The sequence below is a fragment of the Pedobacter sp. NEAU-ZC8 genome (assembly GCF_059278965.1).
In genome coordinates this window covers 1-14,003 of sequence record NZ_JCAJXC010000013.1, presented here as the reverse complement: position 1 = coordinate 14,003, position 14,003 = coordinate 1, and the positions used below count along the sequence as shown (strand labels likewise).

15 protein-coding genes are annotated in these 14,003 nt (G+C 41.6%); 9 read left to right on the top strand and 6 right to left on the bottom strand.

The features are described from left to right. Positions 1-11: 11 nt before the first annotated feature. Genes AC5WJX_RS11480 through AC5WJX_RS11470 form a run of 3 tightly spaced genes read right to left on the bottom strand, consistent with a single transcriptional unit; the run spans position 12 to position 3,468 of the window. Positions 12-716, bottom strand: coding sequence for a CoA transferase subunit A (locus tag AC5WJX_RS11480; RefSeq protein ID WP_494484627.1), 705 nt, complete (start codon positions 714-716; stop codon positions 12-14). 20 nt (positions 717-736) lie between these two features. Next, positions 737-3,109: an endonuclease MutS2 gene (locus AC5WJX_RS11475; protein ID WP_494484626.1), complete on the bottom strand. Its 2,373-nt coding sequence runs from the start codon at positions 3,107-3,109 to the stop codon at positions 737-739. Continuing rightward, entirely contained in the window at positions 3,106-3,468 is a 363-nt protein-coding gene (locus AC5WJX_RS11470; RefSeq protein WP_494484625.1) for a DUF4296 domain-containing protein, read from the bottom strand. Before AC5WJX_RS11470 ends, AC5WJX_RS11475 begins: the two co-directional genes overlap by 4 nt. Positions 3,469-3,538: 70 nt before the next feature. On the opposite strand from AC5WJX_RS11470, the gene AC5WJX_RS11465 reads away from it, so the two are divergent. The 5 genes from AC5WJX_RS11465 to AC5WJX_RS11445 all read left to right on the top strand — a co-directional run bounded on the left by AC5WJX_RS11465 (position 3,539) and on the right by AC5WJX_RS11445 (position 8,181). Continuing rightward, a complete protein-coding gene (locus tag AC5WJX_RS11465; protein ID WP_494484624.1) occupies positions 3,539-4,219 on the top strand; it encodes a YggS family pyridoxal phosphate-dependent enzyme in 681 nt (226 codons plus the stop codon). Further along, complete coding sequence (locus AC5WJX_RS11460) at positions 4,219-4,677, top strand: GNAT family N-acetyltransferase (protein WP_440429743.1); 459 nt, start codon at positions 4,219-4,221, stop codon at positions 4,675-4,677. Before AC5WJX_RS11465 ends, AC5WJX_RS11460 begins: the two co-directional genes overlap by 1 nt. Before the next feature lie 9 nt (positions 4,678-4,686). Continuing rightward, on the top strand, positions 4,687-5,523 hold the full coding sequence (locus tag AC5WJX_RS11455; protein WP_494484623.1) for a DUF3298 and DUF4163 domain-containing protein: 837 nt from the start codon (positions 4,687-4,689) through the stop codon (positions 5,521-5,523). After that, entirely contained in the window at positions 5,510-6,784 is a 1,275-nt protein-coding gene (locus AC5WJX_RS11450) for an aspartate kinase (RefSeq protein ID WP_494484622.1), read from the top strand. The genes AC5WJX_RS11455 and AC5WJX_RS11450 overlap by 14 nt, the downstream gene beginning before the upstream one ends. Positions 6,785-6,876: 92 nt before the next feature. Further along, positions 6,877-8,181 (top strand): THUMP-like domain-containing protein, encoded by a 1,305-nt coding sequence (locus AC5WJX_RS11445; RefSeq protein WP_494484621.1) that lies wholly within the window; start codon positions 6,877-6,879, stop codon positions 8,179-8,181. Positions 8,182-8,193: 12 nt separating this feature from the next. Here the strand turns inward: AC5WJX_RS11445 and AC5WJX_RS11440 are convergent, their stop codons facing one another. The 3 genes from AC5WJX_RS11440 to AC5WJX_RS11430 all read right to left on the bottom strand — a co-directional run bounded on the left by AC5WJX_RS11440 (position 8,194) and on the right by AC5WJX_RS11430 (position 10,769). Continuing rightward, complete coding sequence (locus tag AC5WJX_RS11440) at positions 8,194-8,829, bottom strand: peroxiredoxin (RefSeq protein WP_440429749.1); 636 nt, start codon at positions 8,827-8,829, stop codon at positions 8,194-8,196. Positions 8,830-9,104: 275 nt separating this feature from the next. Continuing rightward, entirely contained in the window at positions 9,105-10,199 is a 1,095-nt protein-coding gene (locus AC5WJX_RS11435) for a S1C family serine protease (protein WP_494484620.1), read from the bottom strand. A gap of 3 nt (positions 10,200-10,202) precedes the next feature. Next, on the bottom strand, positions 10,203-10,769 hold the full coding sequence (locus tag AC5WJX_RS11430; protein ID WP_440429752.1) for an RNA polymerase sigma factor: 567 nt from the start codon (positions 10,767-10,769) through the stop codon (positions 10,203-10,205). A gap of 138 nt (positions 10,770-10,907) precedes the next feature. Between AC5WJX_RS11430 and AC5WJX_RS11425 the strand changes: the two genes are divergently transcribed. The 4 genes from AC5WJX_RS11425 to AC5WJX_RS11410 all read left to right on the top strand — a co-directional run. After that, entirely contained in the window at positions 10,908-11,126 is a 219-nt protein-coding gene (locus AC5WJX_RS11425; RefSeq protein ID WP_440429754.1) for a hypothetical protein, read from the top strand. Positions 11,127-11,230: 104 nt separating this feature from the next. Beyond that, entirely contained in the window at positions 11,231-12,577 is a 1,347-nt protein-coding gene (gene purB / locus AC5WJX_RS11420) for an adenylosuccinate lyase (protein WP_494484619.1), read from the top strand. Positions 12,578-12,655: 78 nt separating this feature from the next. Next, entirely contained in the window at positions 12,656-13,213 is a 558-nt protein-coding gene (locus tag AC5WJX_RS11415) for a NifU family protein (protein WP_494484618.1), read from the top strand. Positions 13,214-13,402: 189 nt separating this feature from the next. Further along, the coding region (locus AC5WJX_RS11410; RefSeq protein WP_494484617.1) for a transposase at positions 13,403-14,003 on the top strand (601 nt) is incomplete at its 3' end.

Below are 14,003 nucleotides of genomic sequence, written 5' to 3'. Positions count from 1 at the left end.
GTTCTGTGCGTTTATGGGTTCTTGGATCTAACGGTTCTCTGCTCAATGCGTTTCTCATAGTTCTCGCCTTGGAAGATCCGGTGTACGTACACTCCTGGCGTATGGATTTGATCAGGATCAAGCTCACCCGCCTCTACGAGGATTTCCACTTCAGCAATAGTGACCTTACCTGCGGTGGCCATAACAGGATTAAAGTTCCTGGCAGTGGACTTGTAGATCAGGTTACCTGCAGTATCCCCTTTCCAGGCTTTTACCAAGGCAAAGTCCGCTTCAAAAGCATATTCCATCAGATATTCCTTGCCATTAAAAGTTCTTGTTTCTTTTCCTTCGGCGACCTCAGTGCCAACCCCTGCCGGGGTGAATATTGCCGGCATACCGTAGCCTGCCGCAAGACAGCGAGTGGCTAAAGTACCCTGAGGAATCAATTCCACCTCAAGTTCAGCACTAAGCAACTGCCGCTCGAACTCCGCATTTTCACCTACATAAGAAGAAATCATTTTTTTAACCTGACGCTGCTTGAGTAGCAGCCCAATTCCGAAATCATCTACACCTGCATTGTTTGAAATACAGGTAAGGTCCCTTATTCCTTTTTTTACTAAAGCATTTATGCAATTTTCCGGAATGCCGCAAAGACCAAAGCCACCAAGCATTAAGGTCTGCCCGTCTTTTAAATCATGGATTGCTTCATCAGCACCCGACACTACTTTGTTGATCATATATTTGGTTTGCGGCTAATTTAATTAAAATATACATAAGAGATGCCATCTCCCCCACGGTCCTGATGTTCATCTTCCACCCGGTTTACCTGGCTGTATTTTCTAACATATTCACGGATCAGCTTTCTCAAGATGCCATCACCCTTGCCATGTATGATTTTTACGTACGGAAAGCCCAGCATGATCGCTTTGTCAAGGTACCTTTCAACCTCATAGATTGCATCTTCTCCGCGCATTCCTCTGAGATCAAGCTCAGCGTTAAAGTTGGTGATTGCATCGGAAATCCGCCCTGAGAAGGAATTACTTTGCACAACTTTCTTAGCCTGCTTGTTACTGATCTTCTCTACGCGATCTTTTTTGACTACCGAGCGAAGATCACCAATGGCAAGAACCAGATTACCCCGATTGATTTCAAGCACTTGCCCGGTGGTTTCTGTATTACGTAACTGGACCCAGTCGCCGACCACTATTGGCGTGTTACTCACCACAACAGGTTCTGGCTTTTTGTCTTCTTTTACCTGATGGTTCAGCAGTTCTTTCTGCAGGTTTTGACGCAACTGCTTGGTTACGGTCTTATCTGCCTGCTTCTCCTTGATTTGAGAAATGGTGTTCTCCACGAGCTTATTGGCATCCTTGATTATCCGTTGGGCTTCAAGCTTCGCTTCTTTAATTAGCACCTTTTTATTCTCTTCCAGGTACTGCTTCAGCTTCTCGTTCTCAGCTGCAAGGTTCTTTGCTTTATTCTGCTGGTTTGCAAGCTGAACTTTTTTATCGTAGATCTCCTTTTTCTCGCGCTCCAGATCTACAAGAAGGCTGTCGATCCGGTTTTGATTGGTTCCCGTCTTCTTTCTGGCAAGCTCTAGAACTTCCTTCTGCAGGCCTATATTTTGTGCAATCTCGAAAGCATATGAACTTCCGGGCTTTCCGATTTCTAGCACGTACAAAGGACGCATCTTGGTGTTATCGAACAGCATGGAAGCATTTTCCAAACCTTCAGTATCGCCGGCAAACAGTTTCAGATTGGAATAGTGCGTCGTAATCACTCCCCGAACTTTCTTATTATTTAAAACCTCTAAAACCGCTTCGGCCATTGGACCTCCAAACTGCGGATCGGTCCCTGTACCAAACTCATCGATAAGCATCAGTGATTTGGGTGTGGCATGAGCCACGAAGTAACGCATCTTGGTAAGATGGGCACTATAGGTACTCAAATCGCTCTCAATCGACTGGTCATCACCGATATCGGCGAAGATCTGGTCGAAGATTCCGACCTCCGAAGCCTCATCTACCGGGATAAGCAGCCCTGATTGAATCATGATCTGAAGTAAACCTACAGTTTTCATGCAAACAGACTTTCCTCCGGCATTTGGTCCAGAGACCAACAAAATCCGCAGGCGTTCATCCAGATGAATGTTCAAAGGGACAACAGTTCTCTGCTCTTCCCGGAAGGATAGCAGCAGTAAAGGATGGCGGGCATTGATCAGCTTCGTCTTGGCTTCTTTGAGCAACACTGGCATATCTGCTTCTACTTCAATGGCAAATAGAGCTTTTGCACGCACAAAATCGAGTTTGGTGAGAAAGCCATGGTAAGATAAGAGTAATGCCGTATATGGCCTTAAATCTGTAGTGAGTGCGATGAGAATACGTATAACCTCTCTTCGCTTATCAAACTCAAGGTCGCGAAGTTTGTTATTGAGTGTAAAGACTTCTTCAGGCTCCATGTACACCGTCTGTCCGCTGGCAGACTCATCATGGATGAATCCTTTTAGTTTACGCTTATTCTCCGCGAGAAGAGGGATACACATCCGCCCGTCACGTATCGTTAAGCTTCCATCAGCGACCCAGTTGCGGCTTACAGCCATCTTGTAAATGGAATCCATCCGTTTACGTACCTCCTGCTCACCTTTCGCAATATCTCCGATGATCTCCAGTAAGGCAGGCGATGCATTTGGTTTGATCTTACCTTTTGGATCTAAAACTGTTTCGATCTTCTTAAGGATGTTTTTTTCCATCGGAAGATGCTCAAACAACGCCTCCAGGTTGGGATATATCTCTTGCCGGTCTTCGAAAAAGCGTATTACCGTGAATACCGTTTGCAGCGAGATATACATCTGGAAGAGTTCTTCTTCCACTAGGTAACTTCCTTCCGCACGGATCTTGTCTGCAAGGTATTTCAGATCATAGAACGCGCTGATCTGAAGTGGCTCCTGATTTTCGAGGATACTTTTAAATTCTTTGGTTTGTCGTAAAAATTTATTGATATGGTCATACTTTGTCATGACCTGCATTTTGCTGACCAATTGCCGGCCCATTGGACTCAGGCAGTATTGGCTTATGCGTTGTTTGACTTCGTCAAATCCAAGTCTTTCTAAACAACTTTCGGGGTATATCATATAGCGGCTACCGGTTTAACGGAAACTGTGTCTTGCTTTTGTTTTGTTTTCTCAAGATCTGTTTTAATCTTCTCATACATTTCCGTTAGTAGCGCAGGATGGTTGTAATAATAATCCATGCTTTTGTTATATTGAACGGAGTCTGTTTTGAACTTCTTATATATGCCTCTGTAGAATGCAGAAGAGACCTTCTTTGCGGAATCTGCATCACCAATGGTCGTGACATAGGCATCAACCACGTGGATATCATACAGGATTTTTTCCATCTGCTTTGGCGGAATGATCTCCTTTGGGATCTCTTTAGATTTGCAACAGATTAAAAATAAACTGATAAAAATTAGCGAGAGAAGTTTCCTCATTTAGTTAAAACATTACGTTTTCTTAGCCATTGTAGACTAAGGTTGTTAATTTTACCAAAAATACTGATTAATGAGCATAGCGAATAACTTATTAAAATATAAAAAAGAACTTGATGCCAGCGCCGTACAGCTTGTTGCCGTATCTAAATTTCAGGATGCTGATGCGGTACTTGAAGCCTACAACGCCGGACAACGGGTTTTCGGGGAAAATATCGTGCAAGAACTTGTCGAAAAACAAGCAGTGCTGCCGAAAGATATTGAATGGCACCTGATAGGACATCTGCAAACGAATAAAGTAAAATACATCGCCCCATTTATCTCTGTTATTGAGTCTGTAGATAGCCTGAAGTTGCTTCAGGAGATCAACAAACAAGCGCTAAAAAATAAGCGGATCATTGACTGCCTTTTGCAGGTTTACATTGCTGATGAGGATACGAAATTCGGTCTTGGCTTTGACGAAGTCATTGAATTACTTAGATCCGATGAGTTCCAGGAAATGAAGAATGTGCGCATCATCGGCTTAATGGGCATCGCCAGTAACACCGACACAGAGAAGCAAATTCGGGATGAGTTTGAAGAATTGAAAGTTCTGTTTGACGGGGTTAAACTTTCTTACTTTAGAAAAGAAGATTCGTTCAAAGAACTTTCCATGGGTATGTCGTCCGACTACAAAATTGCTGTCGAAGAAGGCAGCACCATGGTAAGAATTGGCAGCAGTATTTTTGGTAAAAGAAAAACGAAAAACGATTAATGGATATTAACATCAGGTATGCTGTCGAAGCAGATTGCGAGCGATTACTAGAACTTATTCACGAACTCGCTTTGTATGAAAAAGCACCGCAGGAGGTCACTGTAACCTTAGAGGAGTTTGTGACTGCAGGGTTCGGAGCAAATCCGGTCTGGAAGGCGTTCGTCGCCGAACGAGACGGCAAAATTCTCGGCTTTGCCTTATTCTATATCCGCTACTCTACCTGGAAGGGCTGCAGATTGTATCTCGAAGATTTTATTGTTACTGAGGACGAGCGCGGCAAAGGAATTGGAAAAATCTTATTTGAACGTGTAATGCAGGAAGCAAAAGATAAGGGCTACAATGGAATGTCCTGGCAGGTACTCGACTGGAATGCTCCAGCAATAAATTTCTACAATAAATATCAGGCAAATCTGGAAGCAGGCTGGTTGAATGCTTCTTTCGCCAAGGAACAATTATAAACAAATGCCATGAGGAAATTAGCAATCGGGCTTATCTGCCTGGGTATGCTTGCATGCCAGAGCGAGAATAAGGATAAAAGAAACTTAGATTCCGCTGCGAATGCCAATAGTGCATCTGCTGCAGATTCGCTGAAATATAGCTATGACTCGGTTAAAGTTGTCAGTAAACATGTAGTCTCTGGTGAGGAGCGATTTTCCGATACCACTAAAGCTGTAATAACATTTCCGAAATTTCAGGAAGCCGACTTAAACAAGCTTGTTGAAGACCGGGTATGTCGCAATGCTTCTACGCCTGATAGAACCTTCAAAACTTACCAGGAGCTTGCTAACAATTTCGTTAGGGGTTTTGATGATTATCTAAGCTATAATGAAGATAATATTCAAACCTGGTTTCTGGATGTTAATGTGGATGTGATCTTACAAAACCAGGCGCTACTCGCACTAAAATTCACCCAGGCCGATTATATGGGCGGGGCACATCCAAACTCGAGCTTTAACTACCTGAACTACGACCGACAGGCCAAGGCGGTACTAACCTGGGATTCTATATTACAGCCAAATACTTTCTCCAAACTAGAAGCTGTGGCTGAGCAGATCTTCCGAAAAAACGAAGGATTGACACCAACACAGAGCCTTGCCGATGCATACTTTTTTGATAAAGATGTATTTCACCTGAACGCAAACTTCACCTTAACAAACAGCGGCATTGAGTTCCTCTATAACCCGTATGAAATCAAGCCGTATGTAGCAGGCACAACAAAACTAGTGATCCCCTACACAGCAATCAAAGATTTAATCAAACCGAATTCAATCATTTACAGACTTAATAATAATGCAGGTATATAAATTTGGTGGTGCCTCAATCAAAAACGCAGATGCGATAAGAAACGTTGGCGAAATTCTGAAAGGCGTCGAAGAAGATCAACTTCTGATTGTCATTTCCGCCATTGGCCAGACGACAAATAAGTTGGTTGCCCTCACAAATGCTTACTTGAATTTACAAGCAAATGTAAATGACTTACTGGAAGACATTAAACAAGATCATTTTACAATACTTCAGGATCTTTTTGGCGCGGCCAACCATCGAATATTTGATGAGGTTAGCAATGCTTTTGTAGAAGTTGAGTGGCTTTTAGAAGAGGAACCTGCAGACACGCCCGACTACATTTACGATCAGATCGTCTCTATTGGGGAAGTGGTTTCCAGTAAAATCATGGCAGCCTATTTAAACGAAGTCGGCTGCATATCCACCTGGGTGGATGCAAGGAATTACATCAAGACAGACAACAATTACGGGGAAGCTAATGTGGACTGGCATAAAACCGAGCTGGAGATGAAGAGAACCTTACCCGCTATATTAAACAAGGGATACGTGATTACTCAGGGATTTATTGGCGGGACCAGCGAAAACTTTACGACCACCCTTGGAAGAGAGGGATCGGATTATTCTGCAGCGATCTTTAGTGCATGTTTAGATGCAACTGCCTTAACAATATGGAAAGACGTCCCTGGCGTTTTAAATGCAGATCCAAAGTGGTTTGAGCGAACAGAAAAAATACCGGAATTGTCTTATCATGATGCTATAGAGCTAACCTATTATGGGGCTACAGTGATCCATCCGAAAACGATCAAGCCACTTCAAAACCATAACATTCCATTGTTCGTACGATCGTTCAAAGATCCTGCAGAGCCAGGAACCAAGATCAGCAGTGTGGCTGCTCCGGTTAATATTCCATCATTCATTTTTAAGGTTAACCAGGTACTGATTTCAATAATGCCCAAGGATTTATCTTTTATCATCGAAGAAAACCTGAGTGACATTTTTCAAATCTTCCACGGCTACAAAGTAAAAGTGAATACCATGCACAATTCAGCAGTGAGCTTTTCAATCAGTGCCGACTATGAAGAAAACGAGATCACGAAACTCATCACTGAACTTTCCAATAAATATCACATTAAGTACAATACCGGCGTGGAGCTTGTAACGATCAGATACTACAATCAAAGTACCATCGATAGGGTCACGCTCAATAAGGACATTCTCCTGGAAATTAAAAGCAGGCATACCTGTCAGTTATTGATGAAAAACAAGCCCAGTACCGAATAAAAGCAGATCTACAGAAGTCAAACAGGCAAACCAGCACCGCTTGGCAGCCACAAACAACCCTGGCTTTAAGCCGGAAAAACCAGTATCAACAATTGAACAGAGCGATATTAGATAAAGCGGTACAAGAATATATAAATGTGCATTTGAAAGATGATGTACATAGAATCGCCATGTCTAAAAGTCCCTTTGAGGCGGTCAGTGCTCAAGAACTTGCAGCCCAGATAGCGGCTAAGAATCGCGCTGAGAAAAAACTGCCGACTTGGTTTGAAAGTTCAGGAATTTATTATCCACAGCTACTCTCGATCGAACAATGTTCGTCAGAAACTGCTGCCGCATACAAGGCAACATTGGCGGTTGGGTCTAAGCTGCTGGATGTAACCGGCGGCTTCGGTGTAGATAGCTTTTTTTTCAGCAAAGTTGCAGCAAAAGTCACTCATTGTGAAGTACTTCCTGAACTTTCCGAAATTGCGGCGCATAATGCCAGCATTCTTCTTGTCAATAACATCGATTTCAGGAATACCGACGGTATCCAATTCCTTTCAGAAACCCAGGAACAATTTACGACCATCTATATTGACCCTGCTCGCCGAGGGAAAGCCGGGAAAGTGTTTATGCTAAAGGATTGTAGTCCCAACGTAGTGGAACACCTTGACTTGTTACTGGAGAAAGCTGCAAGGGTCATTATCAAAACTTCACCTTTACTTGATATTTCAGCAGGCGTTAAAGAACTCCGGAATGTATCTGAAGTACAGATCATCAGTCTAAAAAACGAGTGTAAGGAACTATTATTTATCCTAGATGCCGATTATAGTGACGGGCCTTTAAAGATCACCAGCGTCACGATCAACGAAGAAATAAAGAAGGTAAGCTTTCAGAAAAGCCAAAACGGTTTTCAGCAGGCACACCTAGAATTTGACACGACAAAAAATAACAACTTAGAGCTCCAGAATACACCGGTTCCCAAACTATCAACGACAAGAGGTGTAACGGAGCCTGAAGGGCCTCAGGTTCTTCCCTCCAGTCGACTCACATCCGGATTAAAAAGCTACCTGTACGAGCCTGATGTCGCATTGTTAAAGAGTGGCGCATTCGATGCTATAGCTGAGCTCTTTGATCTTGAGAAGCTGGATGTACAATCTCAGTTATATACTGCCGATCATTTTAATCCAACATTCCCCGGAAGAATATTTAGAATCAAGGAGGTGCTTAACAAGAAAGAGCTGAAAAAACAGAAGGACCTGACCGGAAACGTCATTGTAAGAAACTTCCCAGCTAAGCCAGAAGAATTAATCAAAGCCTTTAAAATCAAATCTTCTAAAGAAGAGTTCCTGATATTCACCAAAGTTCGGAAAACAGGCTATTTGATTTTGAAAGCTTTAATTTTACAGCACTACTAAACATAAACAGCTCTACCTGTTTGGCTGTGGTGTTGTTCTGAGATACGGTTTGATAATCTTATGTCCTTTTGGAAAGCGTTCAGGGATTTCTTCATTTTTGATGCTGTTCATAATTACCACGTCATCTCCATCATTCCAGTCAGCAGGTGTAGCAACACTGTAGTTTGCCGTAAGCTGAAGTGAATCGATTACACGCAAAACTTCAGTAAAATTTCTCCCTGTAGATGCCGGATAAGTCAACATCAATTTAACCTTCTTATCGGGTGATATAATGAATAACGATCTTACCGTCAAAGTCTCAGATGCATTTGGATGAATCATATCGTATAAGTCAGCAATCTTTTTATCTTCGTCAGCGATGATCGGGAAATCAACGTTTGTATTCTGGGTCTCATTGATATCGTTGATCCAACCCTTGTGAGATTCAGCAGAATCAACACTCAATGCCAGCACCTTCACATTTCGCTTTTCAAACTCATCCTTCAAAGCAGCTGTCCGGCCTAGCTCTGTGGTACAAACAGGCGTGTAGTCGGCCGGATGCGAGAACAAGACGCCCCAGCTGTCCCCTAGAAATTCATAAAAATCAATGTCTCCAATGGATGTTTTTGCCTGAAAATTTGGTGCAACGTCTCCTATTCTGATACTCATAATTCTGGTTTTAAGTTTAGTATCTGAAATTAAGAATCTTATTATAAAAACAAGAAGCAAGCGGGATATTTGTTCGTGCTGTGCAGGTAGCATCAGAAGCAATCACTGCTGTATAGAATAACATCTAGAAAACACACTGAACACCTGCGACCCTACTTGGAATACCCGACGTGCCGTTCAGAAACCACAACCTCCCTATTATACGTTAGACCAACTGGCATAAAAAACCCCGAAGATTTCGCTTCAGGGTTTTCATATTTTTTACTAGATAAAGCCTAGTTGTATACTTTGATCATGAAAACATGATCCTGAATTTTTTCGATCTGCTCCGTGCGGTGTAAACCTTGTAGAGGATTTTTCTTATTTAGTTTTACTGTACTTCCCAATGAATCCTGTGGGATCGCACGAAGGGCTTCAAGTACGTACTTGGATTTGATCGCGTATGCTGCCCCATCGATAGAGGTTTCTTTTGCACTGATCACGCCAATGATGTTGCCTTGATTGTCTAACAAGGGACCACCACTGTTACCCGGGTTTACACGGATGTCGACTTGGTAAGACAATGTATCCCCCCCGAAACCAGTATTCGAACTCAGGTAACCCTCACCCAACACGGCATCGTCTTTAGGGAATCCGAGTGTGTACACATGCTCACCCATTCCGGCATTGTTCAACTTCAATTTGTATGGTAAAGCATTCAGGGCGGTAAATTGCGAATCTACTATCTTCAAAATTGCAAGATCATACTGTGGATCCTGATAAACTACCTTCACCTTGTAAGAATCACCTTTACTGTTCTGTACATAAATCGAGTCAGCTTTATCGATTACATGATAGTTTGTACACAAGTATCCGTTAGATGTTAGTGCAAAACCGGTCCCCCCAAACTGTGCCGGATTTACCGGAGCCTTCGCTGCCTTATTATTAGAGTTTACATTCCGGATCAATCGGTTTTGTGAGTTCTGGATTTTTACCAGTTCCCGGCGCATCATCTCATAACTACCGTTTTGTTTGCTGCTATGTGAAATCGAATAAATAGAAACAAAGGTCAACACCAGGAACGATGCGGCAACAGCAAAAGCAGATTTATTCTTTCTCCAAAGATTTACAATGAAAGATGGGTGTGGCCTTAACTCTTCACTCAGCGTATCCACGTCAATCGTTGAATGTATTTTATTTAACTTGTCTTTCAAAGAACTTTGGTTCCCAAAATCACTTAAGGACTCGAGAAACATTCTATGAGCAACCACCTTATGATCCAGTTGTGGATCTTGCGCACGTCTCAATTCAAACGCATTCGCTTCCGCTTCACTAAGCCGGCCACTTAAGTAATCCTCAATCAATACTTCTAATTCTATCTCGTTTCTCATAGATTAAATCTGAAAAAACAACTTCTTTAATCGTTGCAGGCACTTATATTTCTGCGTTTTTGCGTTATCGGTATTCGTATAACCAAACTTCTCCGAAATATCCTGCATGGATAAATTGTTGATGTAAAAATCCTGAATAATCGTCTTGCAAGGTTCTCCGAGGCTTTCCAGCGCAGTTCCCATCTTCTCAAACTGAAGGTCCTTTGCCTCATGAAGCTCTACATCAGTTTCAACAGCAATAACATCTTCAAACTCTGAAATGTTATTCGACTTCTTACTATGCTGTGCAAGTTTCTTCAACCAGATTCGTCTGCTAACCGAATAAATATAGGTCTTTAGTTTACTCGTTAACTCAAATTCGCCAGTCTTGATCTTATTATATAGTATAATAATACACTCCTGGTAAACGTCCTTAGCATCATCCTCGTCCCCGTTATTATTTAAAATAAATTGTAGTACCATCGGAAAATAGCCAGTGTACAATTTATTTAACGCATCCTCAGAATCATTTAATATCCCTAATACGACCTCTCTATCTGTTGGAACTGAATTGCTTAACTTCTTATTCACTAATTAATACGTTTAAACCTGAATGGTAACCCAACCATAACAAAATTATTTTTAAAAGTTTTTCCAAAACCTGGGTTACCTTTTACCCTTATGAGTATTAATCAGTAAAATTAATTAATTATTTAAAACAGAATTGAAATGAAAAACTTATTTAAATTTGGCTTTTTAGCTTTAGCAATCTCTTTATCAGTAGCAGCTTGTAGCTCAGAAGGTTCTGGTTCAGGATCTGATACTACAATGACTGATTCTTCAGCAGTTATCACTGACACTACTGCAACTGACACTACTATCACTGACTCAACTGTTCAAGATACTACTGTTAAAGTTGAAACTTCTACTACTGAAGTTAAACCATAATTTAACTTTACTCATAAAAAAAGAGGCTTTCGGAACCGGAAGCCTCTTTTTTTATGCATTAACAATTAATGTTACCTTTGCAGGGTATCAATAGACCCTTATTCATGAATTTCTCTGCACTTCAAGCCATCTCACCGGTAGATGGACGTTACAGGCTAACTACACAAAATCTGGCCAATTACTTTTCTGAGTCTGCACTTATCAAATACCGCGTTTTTGTAGAAGTAGAATACTTCATCGCTTTGTATAATGCCGGACTTCCAGGATTAACTGCATTTGACAGTACAAGATTCGAAGGACTCAGAAGTATTTACCTCGAATTTTCAGAGGCAGATGCACAAGAAGTGAAGGATACCGAAAAGGTGACTAACCATGACGTGAAAGCTGTTGAGTACTTCATCAAGAAAAAATTTGATAGTCTTGGTTTAGCTGAATACAAAGAATTCATCCATTTCGGTCTAACTTCTCAAGACATCAACAACACCGCAATTCCTTACACTTTTAAGTTAGCCTTGGAAGAAGTCTATTACCCTGGTATTAAACAGCTCATCCAGAAAATTACTGAACTTGCTGAAAACTGGAAAGATGTACCCCTGCTTGCACATACACACGGACAACCTGCATCACCGACCAAACTGGGTAAAGAATTCATGGTTTTCGCGGAGCGGATGAAGATCCAGCTAGAGAATCTAAAAAGAATTCCCAATGCAGCGAAGTTTGGTGGTGCTACCGGAAATTTCAATGCACACCATATTGCCTATCCAGCCATCAACTGGGTTGATTTCTCAAATGATTTTGTAAACAATACCTTAGGCTTAAGCCGTTCACAATATACCACTCAGATTGAGCACTATGATCAGTTTGCTGCACAGTGTGATGCCTTGAAACGTATTAATAACATCATCATTGATCTTGACCGCGACATCTGGACCTATATCTCGAAAAACTATTTCAAGCAAAAAATTAAAGAAGGCGAAATTGGTTCTTCGGCAATGCCACACAAAGTAAATCCAATTGACTTTGAGAATGCGGAGGGCAATGCAGGTATCGCCAATGCCTTATTCGAATTTTTCGCAGCCAAACTTCCAATATCAAGATTACAACGCGACTTAACGGATTCAACTGTACTACGTAATGTAGGCGTGCCAATGGCCCACACCATGATCACCATCAACTCCACACTAAAAGGATTGAACAAGATCATCTTGAACAATGAGGCGATTGACGCGGACCTTGAAAATAATTGGGCAGTCGTGGCAGAAGCAATCCAAACCATCCTGAGAAGAGAGGCCTACCCAAATCCATATGAAGCCTTAAAAGATCTGACCAGGACCAATCATAAGATCACTGCAGATACCATGGCAACATTCATCAACGGACTGGAAGTCAGCGACTCCGTTAAAGCCGAGCTCAAGCTGATCACGCCATTTTCGTACACCGGTATCTTTTAAACATAATGACCTAAAACAGACATCGATGTCTTAGATTAGAATGTTTATTAATTATTTTTGTAATAAAAAAAGAAGACAATGACGATCAACGTATATACAGAACAAACGCCTAATCCTGCTACAATGAAATTCATGGTCAATAAATTATTGATCAATGGCAGTGAAGATTTCGCCACAAAAGAAAGTGCAGAGCACTCTCCTTTCGCTAAAGAACTGTTTAAGTTCAACTTTGTAACCGGTGTGTTTTTCGCAAGTAACTTCGTTACCATTACAAAGTCAGAAGACGCGGACTGGGCAGACATCGAACCAATTTTGAAGGAGTTTGTAAAAGGCGCGGTTGAATCTGAATACAAGATTAAGGAAGAGACAACTGATGAGGCACCGAACTTTGAAGGTTCCGATATTGAAAAGAAAATTCAGCAAATTCTTCATGACTATGTTCGTCCCGCTGTTGAGCAAGATGGTGGCGCAATCAGCTACAAGTCTTTCGATGAAGGTGAAGGTGTTGTTACCGTAGAGCTTAGAGGTTCATGCAGCGGTTGTCCTTCTTCTACCATCACCCTAAAATCAGGCATACAAAACCTGCTACAACGCATGGTTCCTGAAGTGAAAGAAGTTGTGTCTGAAGCACTTTAGTGCGTAACCGGTACTTAGCCTAGATATATAATAAATAAAAAGAGCCTGTATCATAAATCATGATCAGGCTCTTTTTCGTATATCGAGATTTTATGAATAATATTTAAGCGTTCTATTTTAATTTCAAGTGCCCTTTACTTGCTTTAGAGGTCTGTTTTTCTTATTTTTAAGTATAAAACATACCAGGAAATGGCAGTAAAAAGACCTACTTTCAGGCCCTATCACCAAAATCAATTGGTGATGCTTCCCCCGAGTTTGGACGACTTAATTTCTGCGGATCACTCTGTTAGGGTTGTCAATGATGTGATCAATCGGATCAATCTGGAGCCGCTTTTAAAAGCCTATCACATTAGGGGCGGATCTAACTATCATCCTTTATTACTTTTGAAGGTGCTGGTTTATGGTTATGTAACCAACATTTATTCAAGCCGCAAGCTTGCTGAGGCCTGCCGTGAAAGGGTTCCTTTTATGTGGCTTAGCGCCATGAGCAAGCCTGATCATAACACCATCAATCGTTTTCGTGGGGTTCGCCTGAAGCACGCACTGCGATCTGTGTTTGAAGAAGTTGTTCAATTACTGGCCAGCGAAGGGGTGTTAAGCATAGATCAGGTTTATACCGACGGAACCAAGATTGAGGCAAATGCAAACAAATACACCTTTGTTTGGAAAAAATCAATCCAAACCAATAAAGAGAAAATGAAAAAGCAGCTGGAGGATATCTGGAATTATGCCCAGCATATCGCTGCTGATGAAGATCGGATGCCTGAACCACCTGACCTTAGTACCATCA

Bases quoted from the DNA above. Each gene is read 5' to 3' on its own strand.
- AC5WJX_RS11475 (WP_494484626.1), bottom strand. From the start codon at position 3,109: ATGATATACCCCGAAAGTTGTTTAGAAAGACTTGGATTTGACGAAGTC.
- AC5WJX_RS11465 (WP_494484624.1), top strand. From the start codon at position 3,539: ATGAGCATAGCGAATAACTTATTAAAATATAAAAAAGAACTTGATGCC.
- AC5WJX_RS11455 (WP_494484623.1), top strand. From the start codon at position 4,687: ATGAGGAAATTAGCAATCGGGCTTATCTGCCTGGGTATGCTTGCATGC.
- AC5WJX_RS11450 (WP_494484622.1), top strand. From the start codon at position 5,510: ATGCAGGTATATAAATTTGGTGGTGCCTCAATCAAAAACGCAGATGCG.
- AC5WJX_RS11470 (WP_494484625.1), bottom strand. From the start codon at position 3,468: ATGAGGAAACTTCTCTCGCTAATTTTTATCAGTTTATTTTTAATCTGT.
- AC5WJX_RS11435 (WP_494484620.1), bottom strand. From the start codon at position 10,199: ATGAGAAACGAGATAGAATTAGAAGTATTGATTGAGGATTACTTAAGT.
- AC5WJX_RS11415 (WP_494484618.1), top strand. From the start codon at position 12,656: ATGACGATCAACGTATATACAGAACAAACGCCTAATCCTGCTACAATG.
- AC5WJX_RS11440 (WP_440429749.1), bottom strand. From the start codon at position 8,829: ATGAGTATCAGAATAGGAGACGTTGCACCAAATTTTCAGGCAAAAACA.
- AC5WJX_RS11425 (WP_440429754.1), top strand. From the start codon at position 10,908: ATGAAAAACTTATTTAAATTTGGCTTTTTAGCTTTAGCAATCTCTTTA.
- AC5WJX_RS11480 (WP_494484627.1), bottom strand. From the start codon at position 716: ATGATCAACAAAGTAGTGTCGGGTGCTGATGAAGCAATCCATGATTTA.
- AC5WJX_RS11460 (WP_440429743.1), top strand. From the start codon at position 4,219: ATGGATATTAACATCAGGTATGCTGTCGAAGCAGATTGCGAGCGATTA.
- purB (WP_494484619.1), top strand. From the start codon at position 11,231: ATGAATTTCTCTGCACTTCAAGCCATCTCACCGGTAGATGGACGTTAC.